General features: G+C 61.0%; 13 protein-coding genes and 3 tRNA genes. 9 read left to right on the top strand and 7 right to left on the bottom strand.

Annotation, left to right across the window (positions count from 1 at the left end; genetic code table 11):
* Nucleotides 1–8 precede the first annotated feature (8 nt).
* Together VCJ09_RS19920 and thiO are read left to right on the top strand one after the other, a co-directional pair.
* Complete coding sequence (locus VCJ09_RS19920) at nucleotides 9–3,353, top strand: pilus assembly protein (protein ID WP_324731789.1); 3,345 nt, start codon at nucleotides 9–11, stop codon at nucleotides 3,351–3,353.
* A gap of 261 nt (nucleotides 3,354–3,614) precedes the next feature.
* Nucleotides 3,615–4,703, top strand: coding sequence for a glycine oxidase ThiO (thiO, locus tag VCJ09_RS19915; RefSeq protein WP_324731788.1), 1,089 nt, complete (start codon nucleotides 3,615–3,617; stop codon nucleotides 4,701–4,703).
* A gap of 347 nt (nucleotides 4,704–5,050) precedes the next feature.
* Here thiO and VCJ09_RS19910 read toward each other — a convergent pair whose 3' ends face one another.
* From VCJ09_RS19910 to VCJ09_RS19900, 3 genes are read right to left on the bottom strand one after another with little or no spacing between them, the layout of a single operon-like run.
* Complete coding sequence (locus VCJ09_RS19910; protein WP_324731787.1) at nucleotides 5,051–6,388, bottom strand: sigma-54-dependent transcriptional regulator; 1,338 nt, start codon at nucleotides 6,386–6,388, stop codon at nucleotides 5,051–5,053.
* A gap of 2 nt (nucleotides 6,389–6,390) precedes the next feature.
* Nucleotides 6,391–7,983 (bottom strand): sensor histidine kinase, encoded by a 1,593-nt coding sequence (locus VCJ09_RS19905; RefSeq protein ID WP_324731786.1) that lies wholly within the window; start codon nucleotides 7,981–7,983, stop codon nucleotides 6,391–6,393.
* Complete coding sequence (locus VCJ09_RS19900; protein ID WP_324731785.1) at nucleotides 7,973–8,209, bottom strand: PP0621 family protein; 237 nt, start codon at nucleotides 8,207–8,209, stop codon at nucleotides 7,973–7,975. Before VCJ09_RS19900 ends, VCJ09_RS19905 begins: the two co-directional genes overlap by 11 nt.
* A gap of 555 nt (nucleotides 8,210–8,764) precedes the next feature.
* Between VCJ09_RS19900 and VCJ09_RS19895 the strand changes: the two genes are divergently transcribed.
* The gene (locus tag VCJ09_RS19895; protein WP_324731784.1) at nucleotides 8,765–10,396 is read left to right on the top strand and encodes an NAD+ synthase; all 1,632 of its coding nucleotides are present in this window, start codon (nucleotides 8,765–8,767) and stop codon (nucleotides 10,394–10,396) included.
* A gap of 299 nt (nucleotides 10,397–10,695) precedes the next feature.
* On the opposite strand, the gene VCJ09_RS19890 is transcribed toward VCJ09_RS19895, so the two are convergent.
* Nucleotides 10,696–11,697 carry an outer membrane protein assembly factor BamD gene (locus VCJ09_RS19890; RefSeq protein WP_324731783.1) on the bottom strand — a complete coding sequence of 334 codons (1,002 nt, stop codon included), beginning with the start codon at nucleotides 11,695–11,697 and terminating at the stop codon, nucleotides 10,696–10,698.
* A 318-nt stretch (nucleotides 11,698–12,015) separates the two neighbouring features.
* Between VCJ09_RS19890 and rluD the strand changes: the two genes are divergently transcribed.
* The 3 genes from rluD (at nucleotide 12,016) to clpB (ending at nucleotide 16,527) form a co-directional block, all read left to right on the top strand.
* Nucleotides 12,016–12,990, top strand: coding sequence for a 23S rRNA pseudouridine(1911/1915/1917) synthase RluD (gene rluD, locus VCJ09_RS19885; protein ID WP_324731782.1), 975 nt, complete (start codon nucleotides 12,016–12,018; stop codon nucleotides 12,988–12,990).
* Nucleotides 12,987–13,724: a peptidoglycan editing factor PgeF gene (gene pgeF, locus VCJ09_RS19880; protein ID WP_324731781.1), complete on the top strand. Its 738-nt coding sequence runs from the start codon at nucleotides 12,987–12,989 to the stop codon at nucleotides 13,722–13,724. Before rluD ends, pgeF begins: the two co-directional genes overlap by 4 nt.
* A gap of 238 nt (nucleotides 13,725–13,962) precedes the next feature.
* A complete protein-coding gene (gene clpB / locus VCJ09_RS19875; protein ID WP_324731780.1) occupies nucleotides 13,963–16,527 on the top strand; it encodes an ATP-dependent chaperone ClpB in 2,565 nt (854 codons plus the stop codon).
* Nucleotides 16,528–16,858: 331 nt separating this feature from the next.
* On the opposite strand, the gene VCJ09_RS19870 is transcribed toward clpB, so the two are convergent.
* Together VCJ09_RS19870 and VCJ09_RS19865 are read right to left on the bottom strand one after the other, a co-directional pair.
* Nucleotides 16,859–17,191 carry a PilZ domain-containing protein gene (locus VCJ09_RS19870; RefSeq protein ID WP_324731779.1) on the bottom strand — a complete coding sequence of 111 codons (333 nt, stop codon included), beginning with the start codon at nucleotides 17,189–17,191 and terminating at the stop codon, nucleotides 16,859–16,861.
* A gap of 17 nt (nucleotides 17,192–17,208) precedes the next feature.
* Nucleotides 17,209–19,560 (bottom strand): DUF1631 domain-containing protein, encoded by a 2,352-nt coding sequence (locus tag VCJ09_RS19865; RefSeq protein ID WP_324731778.1) that lies wholly within the window; start codon nucleotides 19,558–19,560, stop codon nucleotides 17,209–17,211.
* A gap of 210 nt (nucleotides 19,561–19,770) precedes the next feature.
* Here VCJ09_RS19865 and VCJ09_RS19860 point away from each other — a divergent pair.
* From VCJ09_RS19860 to VCJ09_RS19850, 3 genes are all read left to right on the top strand, one after another.
* Nucleotides 19,771–19,846, top strand: a tRNA-Asn gene (locus tag VCJ09_RS19860).
* 10 nt (nucleotides 19,847–19,856) lie between these two features.
* A tRNA-Pro gene (locus VCJ09_RS19855) sits at nucleotides 19,857–19,933 on the top strand.
* Nucleotides 19,934–19,938: 5 nt separating this feature from the next.
* A tRNA-Lys gene (locus VCJ09_RS19850) sits at nucleotides 19,939–20,014 on the top strand.
* Between the two features lie 413 nt (nucleotides 20,015–20,427).
* On the opposite strand, the gene VCJ09_RS19845 is transcribed toward VCJ09_RS19850, so the two are convergent.
* Complete coding sequence (locus VCJ09_RS19845) at nucleotides 20,428–21,735, bottom strand: NAD(P)/FAD-dependent oxidoreductase (RefSeq protein ID WP_324731777.1); 1,308 nt, start codon at nucleotides 21,733–21,735, stop codon at nucleotides 20,428–20,430.
* Between the last annotated feature and the right edge of the window lie 55 nt (nucleotides 21,736–21,790).

The following is a 21,790-nucleotide window of genomic DNA, read 5'->3' as shown; positions in this document are numbered from 1 at the left end:
GACTAAAAGTGAATATATGGCTTAGGTTCATCAAGCTGATGGCAATTTTAATGGCGTTGAATTTTCCGCTTGGTATGGCTAAGGCGGAAGACATTGATATTTTCATCGGGGGAGAAGCGAATTCCGCCTTACCCAATATCGTCTTTATCTTGGATAATACGGCTAACTGGTCGCGTGCATCACAGAAGTGGCCTGGCGGTCTGACGCAGGGGGAATCCGAGGCGCGCGCCATCAAAACGGCCCTTGCAGGCATGGTGGACAATACCACCAGCGTGGCCAAGTTTAATGTGGGTATGCTTGAGTTTACGACCTCCGGTAATGCCGGTGAGGACGGCGGTTTTGTGCGCTTCGATTTGCAAGCGTTGACGCCTAATGGCTATAAAGCGCTGAGCGAAGAGCTTGATGAAATACTCGCCCCAGGCGGGGTCAATGACAACAAGGAGAAGCGTAGCGCGAATACCGCTTACGGTAATTTGATGTACGATTTTTACAACTACCTTGGCGGTTTTTCGCAAAGTTACGCTGGGGGTGGTACGGAAAGTACCAAGGCAGATCCCGGTGGCTACAGTAGCCTGTACTCTCGCTTCGCTACGCCAATAGCCGACGATAATTTGTGCTCGAATACCTATCTGATCTTTATTGGTAACCCCAATTCGAGCGGGCCGGCGGATGATTCGTCGACTAACAGCGATGCTCTTAAGGCGCTCTATACCGCTTTAGGGGATTCTCCCGAGAAGCTTGCCGGGTTGAGTGGTGGCGCTCCACTGCCGCTGCCTCAGTTTACGACCACTACAACTACCACTCCAGCAACTCAGTTGGGCTATTCAGCGCAATGTTACAAGAACAACGAGGTTAATAACTGTACTACGGCGGAGAATGCCACAGGGTTGTGCGTAGGGAAAAGTAACTGCTCATGTAGTACAGCTACCCCCCAAGCATGTACAAAATCAACCTCGAAGTTTGTGGTGTCACAGGCTGGTGAAACCACCACAACAGTGGCGCCTGTTGTAGGCTCTTTCGACACTACGTCTGGTGCAGCTTGGAACCTTGATGACTGGAGCAAGTTTCTCCATAACTATGGTGTGCCATTTACAGTGACTGATGCTTTTTCGGGCAACTCAGTAATTCAGCGAGTCAAGGTGACCTCCTATTTGATCGATGTGTTTAATGCCCATCAAGATGCTAGTCAAACCAAGTTGTTTTTGAGTGCGGCCGATGTCGGCGGTGGGAAATATTTCGCCGCGAAAAATGAAAATGCGATAGTCGATGGCATCAACTCGGCGCTGTCGGATATTCTTTCGGTCAGTGCGACCTTTTCTGCTGCTACCTTGCCGCTGAGTGCCACCAACCGCTCGCAAAGTGCGAACGAAGTGTACATCGGCATGTTTCGTCCGTATAAGGCGCCGCGTTGGTTCGGCAACCTTAAGCGCTATAAAATTGGACTGATTAATGGCGCCGCCGAACTGGTAGATAGTTCGGGTGAATCTGCAGTAAATAATCTGAGTGGATTTTTGACTGAATGTGCGAAAAGCTATTGGACGCTGGATAAAGGCAATTACTGGGAGAGCCTGAACTTATCTCCCCCCCCCTTAAGTCAGTGTACGACAGCGAGTATCCTCCAAAAGTGGTCGGATTCGCCGGACGGGCCATTCGTGGAGAAAGGTGGCGCTGCACAGGTCTCGCGCTACAGCGTGATTGCCAACCGGAAGGTGCTGACGGTGAGCGGGAGCAGCCTGGCGGCGGTGACCGCCGCCAATTTGGGCAATAACACTACCCTGTTGAACTACTTGAAGGGCAGCACGCCTGGTGCGGGTGAGACCATGTCATCCTCCACCGGCAGGCCGAGCATTCATGGTGATGTTATACATTCGCGCCCTTTGCCGATTAACTATGGCGGCAGTACGGGTACCGTGCTGTTCTATGGTGTAAACGATGGCTTGTTTCGAGCAGTTAAAGGTGCTGACGGTTCCGAGCTGTGGTCGCTTCTGGCACCAGAACACTTCGCTAAGATCCAGCGTTTGTACGATGACAGTCCATTGATCGCTTTTCCCAACGCAAGTGCGACCGAGACGCCTACTCCCACGCCAAAGGATTACTTCTTTGACGGTGCCGTGGGCCAAATTACTAACTACGATGCGAATAATGCGGTTACCTCGGCCTATATCTACCCGACCATGCGCCGCGGGGGGCGCATGGTCTATGCCTTGAATGTGACGGATCCGAATGCTCCTTCACTGTTATGGAAGCGCGGCTGCCCTAATCAGGGCAACACCACTGGCTGCGATAGCGGCTTCTCTGGTATCGGCCAGACCTGGTCAACACCACAAGGCGCCTATTTAGGCGGATATGTCGATGCTACTAGTGGCGCTAGTAAGCCGGTTTTGATCTTCGGTGGAGGCTACGATACCTGCCTTGATCCGGATAGCCGCACTTTCGCCTGCTCTTCGGCCAACGGCAAGGGCGTCTACGTGCTGGATGCCACAGACGCCACAATACTGGGCACTCTGCCAATTCTCGCAACTGACTATCCGGTAGTGGGAGACGTCGCGCTAGCTGATGTGAACTCAGACGGCAAGACGGATTTTGCGTATGCAGCGGATGCGGCAGGTAATCTTTATCGAGTCAATTTTGCAAACATGGCTAGCGATGGCACGCTTACTGCGCTAGCAAAAAATGCATGGAGCATAACCAAGATCGCTTCGACTCAGGGTGCTAATCGGCGCTTCCTCAACTCACCAGCGGTAGCGGTCTATAAGAACTCAGTGTATGTGAGTTTGGGCTCGGGTAATCGGGAGCGACAACTGAAATCCAATTACCCCTACCAGACTCAGGTAGAAGACCGCTTCTATGTATTCCTGGATAATCCGAGTTCTAGCAGCGGAGCCGTCGACCTTGATGGCAGTTCTATGAATAATTCAGTGGCAGGAAGCAATTGCGGAGCTGCAGGAATCTATCCGAATAGCACTAAGCGCGGCTGGTACTATGACTTGGCTGGACGAGGTGAGCAGGTGATTAATCCTGCGGTCATCGGCGCCGGAAAAGTATTCTTCAACTCGTATCAGCCCGATGGTACGAGCGCGGGGGTCTGTGCTGGTCCTAAGGGCATTGCGACTGGCTATAGTGCGAGTCTTTTTACTGGCGCCTGTGAGATGACAACAACGACTCTCGTCGGACCTCCTCCAATACCGCCCACTATTCCTCCAGCCATTTGCATTGCAAATTGTGATACGACTAATCCTATAATCGTTACTGTCTGTATCGGATGTAAGCCGGGGCTTGCTCCGGTCCTGGTTGAGCCGAAAGTAGATCAGTCGCGTCAAAAGATTTACTGGAAAACAGATATTGATCGCTAAGGAAGGTCTGAATTAGCGGCGCCTAGGCATGCTGCCGGCTTCAAGCTGGGTGCAGGGCGCTCCCACCGCGACCACCTTTGTCCTGCAGGCTACGCGGGCCAACACCATGGCGAACGATCCGTGCGGCAACTTCAGAATCTCCCACTCTGGAGCGCAGACCCTGGATGGGGCGACGCGTACCGTGGCGCAGTGTTGGTAGAAAACTGCAGGGGTTTTGACGTATAACGGGCCGCCTTTGCGGCCCGTTTTTTTGGAGGAGCTATGCGGATCTTGGTAGTGGGGGGCGGTGCAATCGGTCTACTGTCGGCGCGTTTGTTGGCCGCGGCCGGTGTCGAGGTATGCCTGCTGGATCAGAGCGCGGTGGGTGGCGAGTCCTCCTGGGCCGGAGGCGGCATCGTTTCGCCGCTTTATCCCTGGCGCTACAGCCCAGCGGTGACGGCGCTGGCGCACTGGTCGCAGGATTTCTACCCGCAGCTGGGAGCGCAGTTGCTCGAGGACACTGGCATCGATCCCGAGGTGTATGTCACCGGCCTGTACTGGCTCGATCAGGAACAAGCCGCGCCCCTGGCTTGGGCCGCGCGGGAACAGCGGCCGATGCAGGCGGTGCCTGTCGAGGCGGTGTATCGGGCTGTGCCGGCGTTGGCCCAGGGCTTCTCGCAGGCGCTGCACATGCCGGATGTGGCCAATGTGCGCAACCCGCGGCTGGTCAAGGCCTTGCGGGCGGCGCTGGCACAAATGCCGAATGTGACCGTGCATGAGCAGTGTGCGGTAACCGGGTTTATCCGTGCAGGCGAGCGGATTGGTGGCGTGCATACTTCGCTGGGGGAGATGCATGCCGATCAGGTCGTGGTCGCCGCCGGCGCCTGGAGTGGCGAGTTGTTGCGCAGCCTGGGCATCGAGTTGCCGGTCGAGCCGGTGAAGGGACAGATGATCCTCTACCAGTGCGCCGAGGATTTCCTCACCAGTATCGTGCTGGCCAACGGGCGTTACGCGATTCCCCGCCGCGATGGCCATATCCTGATTGGCAGTACCCTCGAGCATGTGGGGTTCGACAAGACGCCTACTGAGGCAGCCTTGGCCAGCCTCAAGGCGTCGGCGGTCGGACTGTTGCCGGCGCTTGCCGATGCCGACGTAGTGGGCCATTGGGCCGGATTGCGGCCCGGATCACCCAAAGGCCTGCCCTTTATCGGCGCGGTGCCGGGGCATGCAGGCCTTTGGTTGAACTGCGGCCATTTCCGCAATGGCCTGGTGCTGGCGCCGGCCTCCTGCCAGTTGTTGACAGACCTGCTGCTCGGGAATGAACCGATCATCGATCCGGCGCCTTACGCGCCAGAGGGGCGTTTGGGTTGAGGATGCGGTGTCCGCTGCTTTTGTAGGAGGGTCGCCCCGGCGCGATGCTTTGGTTTTGCCTGGTTCCCATGCCCTGCGTGGTAACCCCGCTCAGGACGCTCGGCGTGGGTACGGGCCTGGCGGTGATCCGCTCCAGCCCACCAGTGGCTGCACGGATCACCGGTCAATCAATCACCTGGCTCGAGTAAGCCCCCGGCGTAATCCGTGGAGCGCTCGTGCCGGCGCGGATTTCACGGATGCATCCAAATCGCTGTGATGGGTATCGCTGCGCTCAACGCCATCCTACGGGTTGGCGGTCTGGGGCCTTTGTAGGATGCGGTTGAGCGCAGCGATACCCATCGGCAGGCTCAATCGATCCCCAGTTTCTTCAGCCGGTAGCGCATCGAGCGGAAGCTCAGGCCCAGGCGTTGGGCGGCGGCGGTGCGATTCCAGCGGGTTTCTTCGAGGGCTTGCATGATCAGCTTGCGCTCGATGTCTTCCAGGTGGTCTTCCAGGTTGTCGATCTGCGCCAGGCTGGCGTCGCCGGTTTCGCTGGAGCCGCAGACGTCGGCTAGGCGCAGGTCACTGGCGGTGATGCGGTCGTCTTCGCACAGGGTATAGGCGCGTTCGAGCATGTTCTCCAGTTCCCGCACGTTGCCGGGGAAACGATAGCTCTTGAGCTTGTCCAGCGCCTCTGCGTCGAGTCTGACCGGGCTCAGGCCGGGGCCTTCGGCCAGGCGCTTGAGCATGACCTCGGTCAGCTGGCCGATGTCTTCGCGTCGCTCGCGCAGCGGTGGCACGCGCAGTTCGATGACGTTCAGGCGGTAGTAGAGATCCTGGCGGAAGCGTCCCGCGGCGACCTCTGCGGCCAGGTCTTTGTGGGTGGCGCAGAGAATGCGCACATCGACCACCAGTTCCTGTTGGCCGCCGACCGCGCGTACGGCTTTCTCCTGAATCGAGCGCAGCAGCTTGACCTGCATGGGCAAGGGTAAGTCGGCGACTTCGTCGAGGAACAGAGTGCCGCCATTGGCCGCCTGAAACAGCCCCTGCTTGTCTTCGATGGCGCCGGTGAAGCTACCCTTCTTGTGGCCGAAGAATTCGCTTTCCATCAGTTCCGACGGGATCGCGCCGCAGTTCACCGGCACGAACGGCTGTTCGCTGCGGCCGCCCTGTTCGTGGATCAGGCGGGCGACCAGTTCCTTGCCACTGCCGGACTCGCCGCTGATATACACCGGCGCCTGGCTGCGCGCGAGTTTGAGGATCTGCTTGCGCAGCGCCTTCATCGGCGGCGACTCACCGAGCAGGCGGCTGTCGACCGGCAGCTCTTCGCTGCCCGTCGAGCGCAGGCGCAGAGCGGTGGCTACCAGCTCGCGCAGGCGGCCGAGGTCGACCGGTTTGGTCAGGAAGTCGAAGGCGCCGGCTTTCAGCGCATTGATCGCGGTGTCCAGGCTGCCGTAGGCGGTGATCATGGCCACCGGCACCTGCGGATGACGTTGCAGGATATGCTGCACCAGGTCCAGGCCGGTGCCATCGGGCAGGCGCATGTCGGTCAGGCACAGGTCGAACGGCTCCTTGGCCAGCCATTCGCGCGCTTCCTTGACGTTGCGGGCGCTGCGGGTGTCGAGCTTCATGCGGCCTAGGGTGATTTCCAGGAGTTCGCGGATATCGGGCTCATCGTCGACGATCAGGGCTCTCTGGCGGGTCATGGTCAGCTCAGTTTGCGTGGATGGGCGAAGGTGATACGAAAGCAGCTGCCGCCGCCCTCGCGCGGTTTGTAGTCGAGTCGCGCCTGGTTGCTTTCGCACAGCTCGCGGGAAATATACAGGCCAAGGCCGGTGCCTTTGTTTTCCGTGGTGAAGAACGGTTCGAAGATGTGCTGCAGTTGCTCGGGCGCCACGCCTGGACCGTCGTCGAGTATTTCCAGCGCCGGCAGATCGCTGTTCTTATCGCGGAACAGTTTCAGCCAGACCTGACCCTGCGGGTTGTTCTGCGCGCTGTAGCGCAGGCCGTTTTGTACCAGATTAGTCAGTACCTGGGTGAGTTGGTGCGGGTCCATGCGGGTTTGCACGGTGCCGCTCTGGGTCTCCAGGTGGAGTGTCTGGCCAGGCGCAGCCGAGCTGCGGAACTCGCTGGCGAAGCGGTGCATCCAGTATTTCAGGTCCAGCAGTTGCGGCTCGGCCTGGCGTCGGCGCGACAGCTGCAGGACGTTTTCGATCACCAGGTTCATCCGCCGCGAGTGATCCTGAATGATTTGCGCCAGGCGCTGGTCCGGGCCATGTAGGTCTTCCGACTCCTGCAGCAGTTGCGCGGCATGACTGATCGCGCCGAGCGGGTTGCGGATCTCATGGGCGATGCCGGCGGTCAGGCGACCGAGGGAGGCGAGCTTGAGCTGCTGGGCCTGCTGGGCAATCTGCGAGATGTCATCGAGAAACACCAGGATGTGCCGCTGGCCGCCGCGCTGCAGGGCGATAAAGCTCGGTTGTAGTGTCGGGCCATCGGCAAAGGCCTGCAGGCTCGAGGGGCGTAACGTCGGGTTGTGCAACCATTCCTGCAGGCGCTTGACCAGTTCGGGGCAGTGCGGGTCGAGGATCTTGCCGGTCAGTGCATCATGGCCGAGCAGGTGCAGTGTGCCCTGGTTGGCCAGCAGTACCCGATGCTGCGCGTCGAGCACCAGGATGCCGGTACGCATGCGCTGTAGGATCAGGGCGTTCAGGGCTTCCAGGCTGGCGACGTCCGCCGCGCGCTGTTCGGCCAGGCTTTCGCTGTCTTGCAGGCGCCGGGTCAGCCCTTGCACAAGCAGGGCGGCGGCAAAACACAGGGTGCCGAGCGCCCCAGCTTGCACATACTGCGCGCTGGCTTCCGGGCGACTGAGGCTAAGGTAGAAGGTCAGGTAGATCAGGCCGATGGTGGCGACAGCGGCGATCAGCAGGCCGATGCGTCCGCGCAGCAGAATATTGGCGATGGCCACCGCAACGATCAGCAGGTTGCCGATCCCGCTGGGCGTGCCGCCGGCCGCATAGAACAGGGCGGACAGCAGGATCACATCGACCATGGCCAGGCTGAAGATCTGCACCACGTTGCGGGGGCGCTGCACCAGCACGGCCACCAGCATATTCAGGATCAGGTAAAACCAGCTGCCGTAACGGAACAACTCGGCATGGGCCAGGTTCAGCAGCTGTGTGTCCATGTCGCTGGAAATCAACAGGACCAGGGCCAAACCGATGGTCAGACGATACAGGTGGTAGAGCCGCAGCACGCGGCGGCCCTGAGTACCGGTGAGCGCTAGCGCTTCAACGCTCACCGGTTTTTGGGCCCTGCTCGAGATGGCCCTGACTGCAATACCAGCGATCTGCCTCGGTCAGTGCCTCTTCGCGGGGCAGATAAACCCCGCAATGGGCACAGCGGACCATGGGCGCGGGGTCTTGCCGGCTTGGCCCGGAGCGCCGCGCGGGGCGGGTAAAGCGCCGCCAGAGCCAGAAGGCGGCGGCGATAATGGCTATCCAGAACAGCAGGCGGAACAGGCCCATAACGCTCTCTTCTTGATTGGAAAGGCAGATGGATGGAAAGCCTGGCAGTTTAGCCAAGGAAGTGGCGTCAGCACAGCGGCTATTCTGCTTCCTGGTTGGCTACCATCGAAACCGCGCTCCCCTGTAGGAGGACCGCGCCCGTTCCTGACGGGCTTTGCGGCATTCCCCTCATCCATAACGTCCGCCCAACAATCAAGAGCATCGAGCCGGGGTCGGCCCTCCTACAAATGCAGCAGACACCGCGTCGATGGTTCCCACGCAGAGCATGGGAACCATCGAATCCTATGGGCTGGCGGCGGCGGGCTTTTGTAGGATGCGGTTGAGCGCAGCGATACCCATCACGGCGATCTGACGAAACCCCGCATCGCGCCGGGGCGGCCCTCCTACAAGAGCGGCCAGTGTAGTGGTCAACTAATTTCGGACAGTTTTGCCTGTGATTGCGTTCGCGACATGCTTACCTGCCGGTTAAACCCTATGCTGATGAGTGGATGATGGAGTGTTACGACTGAGCCGCCGGGCGCAGTCGAAAGTGGGACTTATGAGGTGGAGGCAGTCATGAGCCAAATCCTGCGGGTCGTGATGGCCCAGTTGAATTTGCGTGCGGGTGATGTGCACGGCAACGTCGAGAGCATCATCGAGGCGGCATGCAACGCCCGTGATCAGTGGCTGGCGGATGTCATCGTGTTCCCCGAATTGGCGCTCTGCGGCTATCCGCCAGAGGATCTGCTGTTGCGCTCGAGCATGCAGCGGCGCATCGAGCAGGGCTTGCAGCGCCTGCAGGACGACGTCAGCGGCATCTATCTGGTGGTTGGCTATCCCTGGCAGGAGGATGAACTGCGCTACAACGCCTGCGCGGTGATCGCCGACGGCCAACTGCTAGCCAGCTACTATAAGCAAAAATTGCCAAATTATCGGGTGTTCGACGAGAGGCGCTATTTCGAGCCCGGCAACCAGCCCTGCGTGGTCGACATCAAGGGCGTGGCCGTGGCGCTGAGCATCTGCGAGGACATCTGGTTCGCCGAGCCGATGGCGCAGGCCCGTGCCGCCGGGGCGCAAGTGATGCTGAGCCTGAACGCCTCGCCGTTCCACCTCGACAAGCAGCGCGAGCGCGAGGAAGCACTTGCCGAGCGTGCGCGCGAAGGGGCGATGCCGATTGTCTACGTCAACCAGGTTGGCGGCCAGGACGAGCTGGTGTTCGACGGTGGCAGCTGTGTGGTCGATGCCGACGGCCAGGTCTGTCAGCGCATGGCCGCCTTCACCGAAGGCTTGTATCCGGTTGACCTGGTGTGTGATGGCGAGCGGGTCAGCCCGCGGCCGGCCAACTGCGTGCCCTTGCCGGAGCTGGAAGCCAGCGTGTATCAGGCCCTGGTGGTGGGCGTGCGCGACTATGTGGGCAAAAACGGCTTCAAGGGCGTGCTCATCGGGCTGTCCGGCGGCATCGACTCGGCCCTGACCCTGGCGGTGGCGGTCGATGCGCTGGGCGCCAAACGGGTCGAAGCGGTGATGATGCCGTACCGCTACACCGCGCAGATCAGCCTGGAGGACGCCGAGCTCGAAGCCCATGCGCTGGGCGTGACTTATCGGGTGCTGCCGATCGGGCCCATGGTCGAAGCGTTCATGGGCACCCTAGCCCCGGTGTTCAAGGGCCTGGCCCGCGATGCCACCGAGGAAAACCTGCAGGCACGCTGCCGTGGCACGCTGTTGATGGCCCTCTCCAACAAGCAGGGCTACCTGGTGCTGACCACCGGTAACAAGAGCGAGATGGCGGTCGGCTACGCCACCCTCTATGGCGACATGGCCGGGGGTTTCGATGTGCTCAAGGATGTGCCCAAGACCCTGGTGTTCCGCCTCTGCGAGTACCGCAACAGCCGGGGGGGGGGGATTCCGCAGCGGGTCATTGACCGACCGCCTTCAGCCGAACTGGCGCCGGATCAGCAGGACGAGGATTCGCTGCCACCGTACCCGGTGCTCGACGAGATCCTCAAGCTGTACATCGAGTACGACCTGTCGGCCGATGCGATCATCGCCGAGGGTTTCGATGCGGATACGGTCAAGCGCGTGCTGCGCCTGGTCGATCTCAACGAGTACAAGCGCCGCCAGGCCGCAGTCGGCGTGCGGGTCACCCAGCGCGGCTTCGGTCGCGACCGGCGCTACCCGATCACCTCGGGTTGGCGGATTGGCGATTGAGGTGTAAAGGCAGCCTGCGTCAAATCACGGGTCGCCGTGAGGGATATCACTCTGCTCGGCCTACGCGGCCCGCACCATCCTGCGTGTTGGCTGTTTTGATTTTTTGTAGGATGCGGTTGAGCACAGCGATACCCATCGGTAGCCGTCAACCCATGACGAATAAGCCCCGGCGCAATCCATGGCTCGGTTACGCAGGCGTCTGATATCCCCGATTTTATCTTGCCCATAAAAAATGCCGCGCACTCGTCTCAAGTGCGCGGCATTTGCTCTGAATCTCGCTGTTTAGGCGGTTCAGTTTTTCAGTCGAACAGGCCGAAGGTCATGTAGCTGAACCAGGAGCGTTTGCGGCCCTGGGTTTCCTGGCGGGGTTCGTCAGCGGTTGCCGATTTCAGCTCTTCGGGGATCTCCTCCGCGGCGTCTTCGTACTGGCGGATCACGTCCTGGCCGGCGCGGGTTTCGCCCGGCGGCAGCGGCGTGTCGCTTTCGATCAGGCCGAGAGTAGCCTTGGCCAGCCAGGAGCGGGTGTCGGCTTCTTCTTCACGGGGCACGAATTCGCCACCGACCAGGCTTGGGTGATCCGGGTAGTTGAGCTTGAGGGTTTCCAGGCTGGTCGCGGCCAGATCATCCAGGGTCAGGCGCTGATAAGCCTCGGTCATCACCGCCAGGCCGTCGCCGACTGCCGGGGTTTCCTGGAAGTTTTCCACCACGTAGCGGCCACGGTTGGCGGCGGCGACATAAGCCTGACGGGTCAGGTAGTAGTGAGCCACATGGATTTCGTAAGCGGCCAGCAGGTTGCGCAGGTAGATCATGCGCTGCTTGGCATCCGGCGAGTACCGGCTGTTCGGGTAGCGGCTGGTGAGCTGGGCGAACTCGTTGTAGGAGTCGCGGGCGGCACCGGGGTCGCGCTTGGTCATGTCCAGCGGCAGGAAGCGGGCGATCAGGCCACGGTCCTGGTCAAAGGAAGCCAGGCCCTTGACGTAATAGGCATAGTCGACATTCGGATGCTGCGGATGCAGGCGGATGAAGCGCTCGGCGGCGGATCTTGAGGCTTCCGGCTCGGCATTCTTGTAGTAAGCGTAGATCAGCTCCAGCTGGGCTTGTTCGGCATAACGGCCGAACGGATAACGCGACTCCAGAGCCTTGAGCTTGGTCACCGCACTGGTGTAACTCTTGTTGTCCAGATCGCTTTGAGCCTGCTGGTACAGCTCGGTCTCGCTCAGGTTCTCGTCGAGTACGTCTTTGGACGAGCAGGCAGCGGTAAGGGCGAGGATGGCGATCAGCAGCAGGTGTCTCACTTGCATGGCGGCTTGCGTCCCTGTGACGGCGGCTGTCTTGAGCAAAGCCGTCCTGTTATGATGAGCGCCCCCGGTGACCCTGGGGCAAAGACGCCGTATTTAACCACAAGCGCGTAGCCGAAACCAAAAGTAGGGCCTGTTGACGTTGCATTTTCGCCGCAGCCCTTGGGGTTGTGCGGTAAAAGCAGCCAGGTCGTATTGCGGGTCGTGCCAAGTTAGCGACCATTCCGCGATGTCCCACGCCTTGCCTGGCCTGATTGGCCACGGCAATGCGGCGTGCAATGAAACATCAACCGACCCTCAGGTCCTCCACTGTTGCCGAGCATGTCCTCTATTAATAAGCAGACCATTGAACTGAACGCCGAGGTGCCCATTGATATGGGCGGTCAACGCCTCGACCAAGTCGCCGCCCAACTGTTCGCCGAGCACTCGCGTTCGCGCCTGTCTGCCTGGATCAAAGAGGGGCTGCTGACTGTCGATGGTGCCGTGGTACGCCCGCGTGACATCGTGCATGGCGGAGCGTTACTGGCGCTGCGCGCCGAGCAGGAGGCCCAGGGCGAGTGGATCGCCCAGGACATCGCCCTGGACATCGTCTTTGAGGACGAGCAGATTCTGGTGATCAATAAGCCGGCGGGGCTGGTGGTGCATCCGGCCGCGGGGCATGCCGATGGCACTTTGCTCAACGCCTTACTGCACCACGTGCCGGATATCGTCAACGTGCCGCGTTGCGGCATCGTTCATCGCCTGGACAAGGACACCACCGGACTGATGGTGGTGGCCAAGACCATTGAGGCGCAGACGCGCCTGGTCGATCAACTGCAGAAGCGTACGGTCAGCCGGATCTACGAGTGCATCGTGATCGGCGTGATCACCGCCGGCGGCAAGATCAACGCGCCCATTGGCCGCAGTTCGGCGCAGCGCCAGCGTATGGCCGTCAGCGACGGCGGCAAGCCGGCGGTCAGCCATTACCGGGTGCTGGAGCGCTTCCGCTCGCACACCCATGCGCGGGTCAAGCTGGAAACCGGGCGTACTCACCAGATTCGCGTGCACATGAGCCATGTTGGTTATCCGCTGGTCGGCGACCCAGTCTACGGTGGGCGTTTCCGCATTCCGCCTGCGGCCAGCCTGACCATGGTGCAGAGCCTCAAGGAGTTCCCGCGTCAGGCCCTGCATGCGCGCTTCCTCGAACTGGATCACCCGATTACCGGGAAACGGATGAAGTGGCAGTCGCCGCTGCCGGATGATTTCGTCTGGTTGTTGACGCTATTGCGTCAGGATCGCGAGGCATTTATCGGGTGAGCAGCTGGGCCCATGACTGGTTGACGCCAGATTGGCCTGCGCCCGCCTGGGTCAAGGCCTGCATCACGACGCGCAGCGGTGGCATCAGCGCCGCGCCGTTCGACAGCTTCAACCTCGGCGAGCATGTCGAGGACGACCCCGTTGCCGTGATCAAGAACCGCCAGCGCCTGATCAGCCAGCTGGGCTGCAGGCCGGCCTGGTTGCGTCAGGTGCATGGCGTTGCCGTCGTGCCTGCCGAGCCGGGTGAAGTGGTCGAAGCCGACGCCAGTTGGACCGCCACGCCGGGGGTCGCCTGTACCGTGATGACCGCCGATTGTCTGCCAGTACTGTTTTGTGATCGTGCCGGCAGTCGGGTCGCCGCCGCCCATGCGGGGTGGCGTGGGCTGGCTGGTGGCGTGCTGGAGGCGACTCTGGATGCGCTGGCCGTGCAGCCGGAGGACGTACTGGTCTGGCTCGGGCCAGCGATTGGCCCGCAAGCCTTCGAAGTGGGCGCCGAGGTGCGCGAAGCGTTCATGGCCGTGCATCCTCAGGCAGCCGAAGCCTTCGTTGCCAGCGTCAACCCGGATCGTTATATGGCCGATATCTATCAGTTGGCGCGGATCCGGTTGGCGGCGCGAGGGGTTACGGCCGTCTACGGAGGCGGTTTGTGCACCTACAGCGACCCGCGCTTCTACTCCTACCGCCGCGCCGCCCGTACCGGTCGCTTCGCTTCGTTGATCTGGCTGGCCAGCTGATCCTTTCTCTCTAGGGTGTCGCTCGCCGCAGGCAGTGCGCTGCGGTTTGTGGGCGCGGCACAAGGCAGGCGAGCTTGTTGCTGTGCTCCGAGCGAACGCCTGAGTGCTCGGCATGACCCAGATCAACGCTTGCGCGCTTGAAACTCGCACAATCGACCTCATCTAGTCTTCATCTCGGCAGGCTTTCAATATAGGGGTGTCCATCGCGCCGGCCTGCTCTTAAAGGAAGGATGACGCAATGCGAATCGACCGTTTAACCAGCAAGTTGCAACTTGCCTTATCCGACGCCCAATCACTGGCAGTCGGCCTCGATCATGCCGCTATCGAGCCGCTGCACCTGATGCAGGCGTTGCTCGACCAGCAGGGCGGTTCGATCAAGCCGCTGCTGAGACAGGTTGGCTTCGACGTCAACAGCCTGCGCCAGGGGTTGAGTCAGGAGCTCGATCGTCTGGGCAAGATTCAGAACCCTACCGGTGATATCAACCTGTCCCAGGACCTGGCGCGCCTGCTCAACCAGGCCGATCGCCTGTCCCAGCAGAAGGGTGACCAGTTTATTTCCAGCGAGTTGGTGCTGTTGGCTGCCCTGGACGAAGGCACCAAACTGGGCAAGTTGCTGCTCGGCCAGGGCGTGAGCAAGAAAGCCCTGGAAAACGCTATCAGCAACCTGCGCGGCGGCGACGCGGTGAACGACCCGAATGCCGAGGAATCTCGTCAGGCTCTGGATAAATACACCGTCGACCTGACCAAGCTCGCCGAAGAGGGCAAGCTGGATCCGGTGATCGGCCGTGACGACGAGATCCGCCGCACCATCCAGGTGTTGCAACGCCGCACCAAGAACAATCCGGTGCTGATCGGCGAGCCGGGCGTGGGCAAGACCGCGATCGTCGAAGGCCTGGCCCAGCGTATCGTCAACGGCGAGGTGCCGGATGGCCTGAAGGACAAGCGCGTGCTGTCGCTGGACATGGGCGCGCTGATTGCCGGGGCGAAATTCCGCGGTGAGTTCGAGGAGCGCCTGAAGGCGGTGCTCAACGAACTGGGCAAGCAGGAAGGGCGGATCATCCTGTTTATCGACGAAATCCACACCATGGTGGGCGCCGGCAAGGCCGAGGGCTCCATGGACGCCGGCAATATGCTCAAGCCGGCCTTGGCGCGTGGCGAACTGCACTGCGTCGGCGCCACCACCCTCAACGAGTACCGTCAGTACATCGAGAAGGACGCCGCTCTGGAGCGACGCTTCCAGAAGGTGCTAGTGGATGAGCCGAGCGAGGAAGACACCATCGCCATCCTGCGTGGCCTCAAGGAGCGCTACGAGGTTCACCACAAGGTGGCGATCACCGACGGCGCGATCATCGCCGCGGCCAAGCTCAGCCACCGCTACATCACCGACCGCCAGCTGCCGGACAAGGCCATCGACCTGATCGACGAGGCAGCCAGTCGTATCCGCATGGAGATCGACTCCAAGCCGGAAGTGCTCGACCGTTTGGAGCGCCGGCTGATCCAGCTCAAAGTCGAAGCCCAGGCGTTGAAGAAAGAGGACGACGAGGCGGCGATCAAGCGCCTGGAAAAACTCAAGGAAGACATCGCCCGGCTGGAGCGCGAGTACGCCGATCTTGAAGAGATCTGGAAGGCGGAAAAGGCCGAGGTGCAAGGCTCCGCGCAGATCCAGCAGAAAATCGAGCAATCGCGCCAGGAGCTGGAGGCCGCGCGCCGCAAGGGGGATCTCAGCCGCATGGCCGAGCTGCAGTACGGCATCATTCCGGATCTGGAGCGCAGCCTGCAGATGGTCGACCAGCACGGCAAGACCGAGAACCAGCTGCTGCGCAGTAAGGTCACCGAGGAAGAAATTGCCGAGGTGGTGTCCAAGTGGACCGGTATCCCGGTATCGAAGATGCTCGAAGGCGAGCGCGACAAGCTGCTGAAGATGGAAGGCCTGCTGCACCAACGGGTGATCGGCCAGAACGAAGCGGTGGTCGCCGTGGCCAATGCGGTACGGCGATCCCGCGCCGGGTTGTCCGATCCAAATCGGCCCAGCGGCTCCTTCCTGTTCCTCGGCCCGACCGGGGTGGGCAAGACCGAGCTGTGCAAGGCATTGGCCGAGTTCCTCTTCGACACCGAGGAGGCGCTGGTGCGCATCGACATGTCCGAGTTCATGGAGAAACATTCCGTGTCGCGGCTGATCGGTGCCCCGCCAGGCTACGTCGGCTACGAAGAGGGCGGTTACCTGACCGAGGCGGTGCGCCGTAAGCCCTACTCGGTGGTGCTGCTTGACGAGGTGGAGAAAGCTCACCCGGATGTGTTCAACATTCTGCTGCAGGTCATGGAAGACGGTCGCCTGACCGACAGCCATGGGCGCACCGTCGACTTCAAGAACACCGTGATCGTGATGACCTCCAACCTGGGCTCCGCGCAAATCCAGGAGCTGGTCGGTGACCGCGAGGCGCAGCTAGCTGCGGTGATGGATGCGGTGAACACGCATTTCCGTCCGGAGTTCGTCAACCGTATCGATGAAGTGGTGGTGTTCGAGCCGCTGGCCCGCGAGCAGATCGCTGGCATCGCGAAAATCCAGCTGAGCCGCTTGCGCCTGCGTCTGGCTGAGCGCGAGCTGAGCCTGGAACTGAGCGATGAGGCCTTGGACAAGCTGGTTGCCATCGGTTACGACCCGGTCTACGGCGCGCGGCCGCTGAAGCGGGCGATTCAGCGCTGGATCGAAAACCCGCTGGCGCAACTGATCCTCGCCGGCAAGTTCGGCCCTGGCAGCACCGTCACCGGCACAGTCGAAAACGACGAAATCGTCTTCGTCTAAGCCTGCTGCTGCAACAACGCCCCGCACGGCCAGCGCCGTGCAGGGCGTTTTCATGCGGTTGCGGCCGCTCTCATGCGTGGCCGCGAGTCTGTAGGTACGGCTTTTTGTAGGATGCGGTTGAGCGCAGCGATACCCATCGGCGGCCACGCGGAGCAACGCTCACTCAGCGACGTAGCCGGCACAAGCCCCCGGCGCAATTCGGGGGAGGTTGGGCAGGCGCCGCAATTGCCCGTATTTCCTACCGGTCGCGGTGATGGGTATCGCTACGCTCAGCCTACGCGGCCCGCACCATTCTACGGATCACTGGATCATCGGCATGATCGGCTAGCGTTTAAAGATGCTTGAGCAGCACGTCCAGTGCTGCGGCTTGGCCTGGTTCCAGGTCGATGATATGAAAACCGGCCCAGCAGTGTTGGCCGTCGGCGCCGGGGCGGCTCCATAAACAGTCGGCGCTCAACTGGATCTCGCCGACCCCGTCGATCACCTGTTCACTGACCAGGCGGCATTCGACCAGGCTGTCCGCGCGGTGCGGCTTGTCGCTGAACAGCATGAAACCGTCGGCGGAGAGGTCTGCCACCCGGCCGAGGCGCTGTCCGGTATGCAGCTCGAAGACTTCCAGCTGCAGTTCGGTGCTGTGACGGCTGTGCTGACGGCGATCTTCCATGGGGGTTCCTTGGCGGGTTAGCGGGGTTTGCTCGTGCGGCCGCTAAAGCGCTGCAGCACACGATAAATGGCGTTGAGGGCGCGATCCACCAGCGGCGCATCGCTTTCGGGTGGAACGATGCGGGCCTGGCCCTGTTCCATTTCAGTGGCCAGTTGGGTTAAGGGTTTGATCGCCGCCCGTTGGCCGCTGTGGTCGACAAACATGTAATTGCGCGTGGTCGGACTGAACCAAGAGAGCTTGAGCAGGTGGGGTTGATTGTCCGTGAGGAATTCGAACCAGGTACCGAACTCGATTTGCATCAGCTCCTGGGCGAATGTTTGCGCGCGTGCAGACAGGCCAGACTCGCGCGGCGCCAGAGAGGCGAGCATGGCGTCCTCGCCGAGCATGGCGCCGAGTGTGCTCGCCGCCAGTTGCTGGGTGAAGGTATCGGCGAGTTGCGGTTGTTTGGCTTGTGCGGCGTACTGGCAGGCAACCAGGTCCTGAAGCAAGCGGCGAATGCCATCCTCGTGGTAACCACCAAGCAGTTGCAGGCCTTTGCGCAAATCATCCAGTAGCGCCACGCGTAGCGCTTGCAGTTGCTGGCGGCCGCTTTCATCGAGTGGTGTGCCGCTCCAGGCCAGTTGTTCAGCCACTTCACAGGCGCGTTGCCACTCCCTGCTACTCTCGCCATGGCGTAACAGGACGAACACCAGAACATCGGCCCAGGTCAGTTTGAGGAAGCTGCGAATGATCCCTGGCGTCTGGCGTTGGTTCAGGCTGCGGGCAATCACGTTGACGGCCTGCTGGCGGGCGCCCAGCAGTTTGTCGCGGCCCTTGGCGGCCTCCACGGCGCGGTGTTCGCGCAGTTCGACCTTGTGCTTGAGGGTGGCGGTGTATTCGTCAAACTGTTCGAGTAGCGTCTCGAACAGCGATTGATCGCCGCTGTCTGCGCCAATCACCCGCTCCACCACCCCTTGCATCTTGGCCAGCAGGGCGCGCTCATTGGTTTCGCCGCCATAGAGCGTGCCTGCCTGGGCCATGCTGTTGAGCAGGCGACGCGCCGGATGCTGGTGCTGGGTGAACAGCGCCTTGTCTTGCAGCGCCACTTTCAGATAAGGCGTGTGCAGGTGGGAGAGGAGAGTCTTGTAGCTGTCCTTCAGGCAGGTGTCGTCGAGAATGAAGTCGAACAGCATGCCGACCAGGTCGATCACGTCGGTTTCCTGTTCCGCCAGTTTCTGTTGACCAGGGCGCTGACTGAAGACTTCCAGTTGTCGCTGCAAGTCGGCTTTCAAACTGTCGACCTGCTGTGGATGCTGTAGGCGCTGCGCCAGTTCATCGGCTGACTGACGTTGCATGTGGTTGAGGGCGTCGAGCAGGTCGCTTGCGCTGTACGTGCTGGTGGCATCGCGCGGGGCATAGCTGGCGATACTGCGCGTGCCGCCGAGCAGGGGGGCGTCAATATCGCGTTGGCGGTGTTCGCCAAGCAGGGCGGACAGGCCCTGTAGCAGCACTAGCGGATTGCTGGGGGGCGGGCCATCGAGATCGAGCGGCTGTGCCGGGCCTGAGCGGTGGCTCGCGCTTGTCGAGGGGCTGGCGGTGGTTTGGGGATTGCTACCCGCTGGCAGGTCTATCCTGGTGTCGGGCGTGTTCTCGGTTCTGCTTGGTCGCTCTGGGTTGGCGGCGCGCTGGGCGCTGTATTTGAGGTTGGGCAGTACACCCGCGTCCACCAGTCGCTGATTCAGTGCGCTATATATAGTGTCCAGACTGAGCATCACGTGCTTGTCGAACAAGCTGTAGAGGATGGCTTTGATTTGCAGCGGAAACGGGCTGGGCGCCAAGGCCTGACGAAATGCCAGGGCAATCATCTGCGGGCCGAAGGGATTGTTCTCCTCGCCCAGTTGTTGTCCATTGTTGAGCAGGGCCAGGCGTTGCTCCAGAGCAAACAGTTGCTGCGCGCAGCGTGATGTGACCTGGCTGACCATGGTGGTGATCAGCAGGCTTTCCTCGTACTCCTCGTTCTGTACCAGGGCGAGCTGCTCGGCATCCAGTTCAGTGGTGCTGGGCAGAGGTTTGAGTTTGCCATCAAGGAAGTCGGAGAAATTCTGCGAGATTTTCTGGTGGTAGCTTCGCTCGATCAGTGGCCGCTGTTTACGAATCTCGCGCATGTTGTCGAAGAACAGGTTTTGCACCTGATTATTCTCGGCTTTTTCCGCGCACTCGAACATGGTGTCATCGACTTGAGCAAAAACGCCCGTCAGTTGCTCCGCCAGTCGGTTCATCACCAACTTGCGACAGCTTTGCACCAGCTCGCCAAAGCGAGGCTGAATACCGCGGCTGGCCAGGGTTGGCGCTGGTTTTTGCGTGCCTGATGGTATGTCCTGATTGCTCATGGATTTTCCTGATTGCGGCCTTGTGGCTAACGCATCCTGCGCGGAGCACACTCAGTGAAGATATAGCAGGCCCTCACAAACGTGCAAAGCATTGTCATAAAAGCAATTTAAGGGGTTGACAGGCGGCTGCGGAAACGTAAAATGGCGCGCCTCAGACACGGGAATAGGTTCACGCCAAAGCCTAGTAGAAGAGACCTGAAAGCACGAAGTTCCGCGATAGCTCAGTCGGTAGAGCAAATGACTGTTAATCATTGGGTCCCAGGTTCGAGTCCTGGTCGCGGAGCCAATCTTTCAATCGGGGTATAGCGCAGTCCGGTAGCGCGCCTGCTTTGGGAGCAGGATGTCGGGAGTTCGAATCCCCCTACCCCGACCATTTTTGGGTCGTTAGCTCAGTTGGTAGAGCAGTTGGCTTTTAACCAATTGGTCGTAGGTTCGAATCCCACACGACCCACCATTTTCACCTGCAGCTGTTTGCAGCGTTGAATCTTAAGGTTGCGATGAGATGTTCATCGACAACCATAAAAGAAGCGCCCTTCGGGGCGCTTTTTTTATGCGCGTGATTTGTAGTCGGTCTCGCGACGATAGCAGGCTTGAGGTGGCGATCCGTTCGGAGCGCAGCGACAGCCCGCCAGCTTTTGTGCCGCGCCGATAAACCAATGGTGCACTGCCTGCGGCGAGTAACACCCTGCGGGTTGTGGATTGCCTCAGATTCGGCGGTCCGTATGTAGGGCGGCCTCGGAGCGCAGCGACAACCCGCCAGCTTTTGTGCTGCGCCGATTAAACCAATGGTGCACTGCCTGCGGCGAGTGACACCCTACGAGAGCGCCGGGCCAGCGAATGCATCTGCCCCGGCGTCCCGTATATCGCTCAATGCAGTTTCAGGCGAGGCTCGGTGCTGCGGCCGATGCGGTCGCTGAGCATCAGTAGCAGGGTGCGCAGCGGGCCGTACAGCGCCATTTGGTGCATGCGGTAGAGCGAGACATAGAACACTCGCGCCAGCCAGCCTTCCAGCATCACGCTGCCGGTGAGGTTGCCCATCAGGTTGCCGATCGCCGAAAAGGTCGACAGTGAAATCAGCGAGCCGTAATCACGGTAGCGGTATTCCGGCAGGGCTTGGCCCTGGTCGTCGATGCGTAGTTTCAGCGACTTGGCCAGCAGCGAGGCCTGCTGGTGAGCGGCCTGGGCGCGTGGTGGCACATTGCGGCCTTCGCTGCCGGGTTGCGGGCAGGCGGCGCAGTCGCCGAAGGCGAAGATATTGTCGTCGCGGGTGGTTTGCAGGGTAGGGCGCACTTGCAGCTGGTTGATCCGGTTGCTTTCCAGGCCGTCGAGGTCCTTGAGGAAGCCGGGCGCGCGAATACCCGCGGCCCAGACCTTGAGGCTGGCAGTGATGATGTCGCCCTGGGCGGTGTGCAGGGAGTCGCGGGTCACCTGGCTGACCGAGGCGTTGGTCATGACCGTCACGCCGAGGTTTTCCAGGGTCTTGTGCACCGGTTTACCGATCCGCTCCGGCAGTGCCGGCAGCACCCGTGGGCCGGCTTCGATCAGGGTGATGCGCATGTTTTCCGGGTGGATGCTGTCCAGGCCATAGGCCGCCAATTGATGCGCCGCATGGTGCAGTTCGGCGGCCAGTTCCACGCCCGTGGCGCCGGCACCGACGATGGCCACGCTGATCTGCTCGGTGGTATCGCTCTGGCTGGCGTGGGCGCGCAAATAGTGGCTGAGCAATTGGCTATGGAAGCGCTCGGCCTGTTCGCGGGTGTCGAGAAACAGGCAGTGTTCGGCGGCGCCGGCGGTGCCGAAATCGTTGGTGGTGCTGCCGACCGCGATCACCAGGCTGTCGTAGCCCAGTTGCCGCTCGGGCACCAGCACCTCGCCGCGCTCGTCGAGCGTCGCGCTGAGGGTGATGCGCTGCTCGGCCCGGTCGAGCCCGGTCATGCGCCCGAGCTGGAACTCGAAGTGATTCCACTTGGCCTGGGCCACGTAGTTCAACTCGTCTTCCGACGAGTTTAGCGAGCCGGCGGCCACCTCATGCAGCAGCGGTTTCCAGATGTGCGTCAGGTTGGCGTCGACCAGGGTGATTTTGGCTTTACTGCGTTTACCCAGAGTTCTACCCAGGCGGGTAGCAAGCTCCAGGCCGCCGGCACCGCCGCCGACGATCAGGATTCGATGGGACATGGATCACTCTCACAAGGCTTGGAAAAAAATTCGGCAAGTCTGGCTGGGCGAGCGC

Origin of the sequence: Pseudomonas paeninsulae (assembly GCF_035621475.1) — a bacterium.
GTDB lineage: Bacteria > Pseudomonadota > Gammaproteobacteria > Pseudomonadales > Pseudomonadaceae > Aquipseudomonas > Aquipseudomonas paeninsulae.
Note: the sequence above shows the minus strand (reverse complement) of the source record. Positions and strands in the feature narration are given on the sequence as shown.

Coding starts and splice junctions, on each gene's coding strand:
- thiO (WP_324731788.1), top strand. CDS start 3,615: ATGCGGATCTTGGTAGTGGGGGGCGGTGCAATCGGTCTACTGTCGGCG.
- VCJ09_RS19910 (WP_324731787.1), bottom strand. CDS start 6,388: ATGACCCGCCAGAGAGCCCTGATCGTCGACGATGAGCCCGATATCCGC.
- VCJ09_RS19900 (WP_324731785.1), bottom strand. CDS start 8,209: ATGGGCCTGTTCCGCCTGCTGTTCTGGATAGCCATTATCGCCGCCGCC.
- VCJ09_RS19895 (WP_324731784.1), top strand. CDS start 8,765: ATGAGCCAAATCCTGCGGGTCGTGATGGCCCAGTTGAATTTGCGTGCG.
- VCJ09_RS19890 (WP_324731783.1), bottom strand. CDS start 11,697: ATGCAAGTGAGACACCTGCTGCTGATCGCCATCCTCGCCCTTACCGCT.
- rluD (WP_324731782.1), top strand. CDS start 12,016: ATGTCCTCTATTAATAAGCAGACCATTGAACTGAACGCCGAGGTGCCC.
- clpB (WP_324731780.1), top strand. CDS start 13,963: ATGCGAATCGACCGTTTAACCAGCAAGTTGCAACTTGCCTTATCCGAC.
- VCJ09_RS19870 (WP_324731779.1), bottom strand. CDS start 17,191: ATGGAAGATCGCCGTCAGCACAGCCGTCACAGCACCGAACTGCAGCTG.
- VCJ09_RS19865 (WP_324731778.1), bottom strand. CDS start 19,560: ATGAGCAATCAGGACATACCATCAGGCACGCAAAAACCAGCGCCAACC.
- VCJ09_RS19845 (WP_324731777.1), bottom strand. CDS start 21,735: ATGTCCCATCGAATCCTGATCGTCGGCGGCGGTGCCGGCGGCCTGGAG.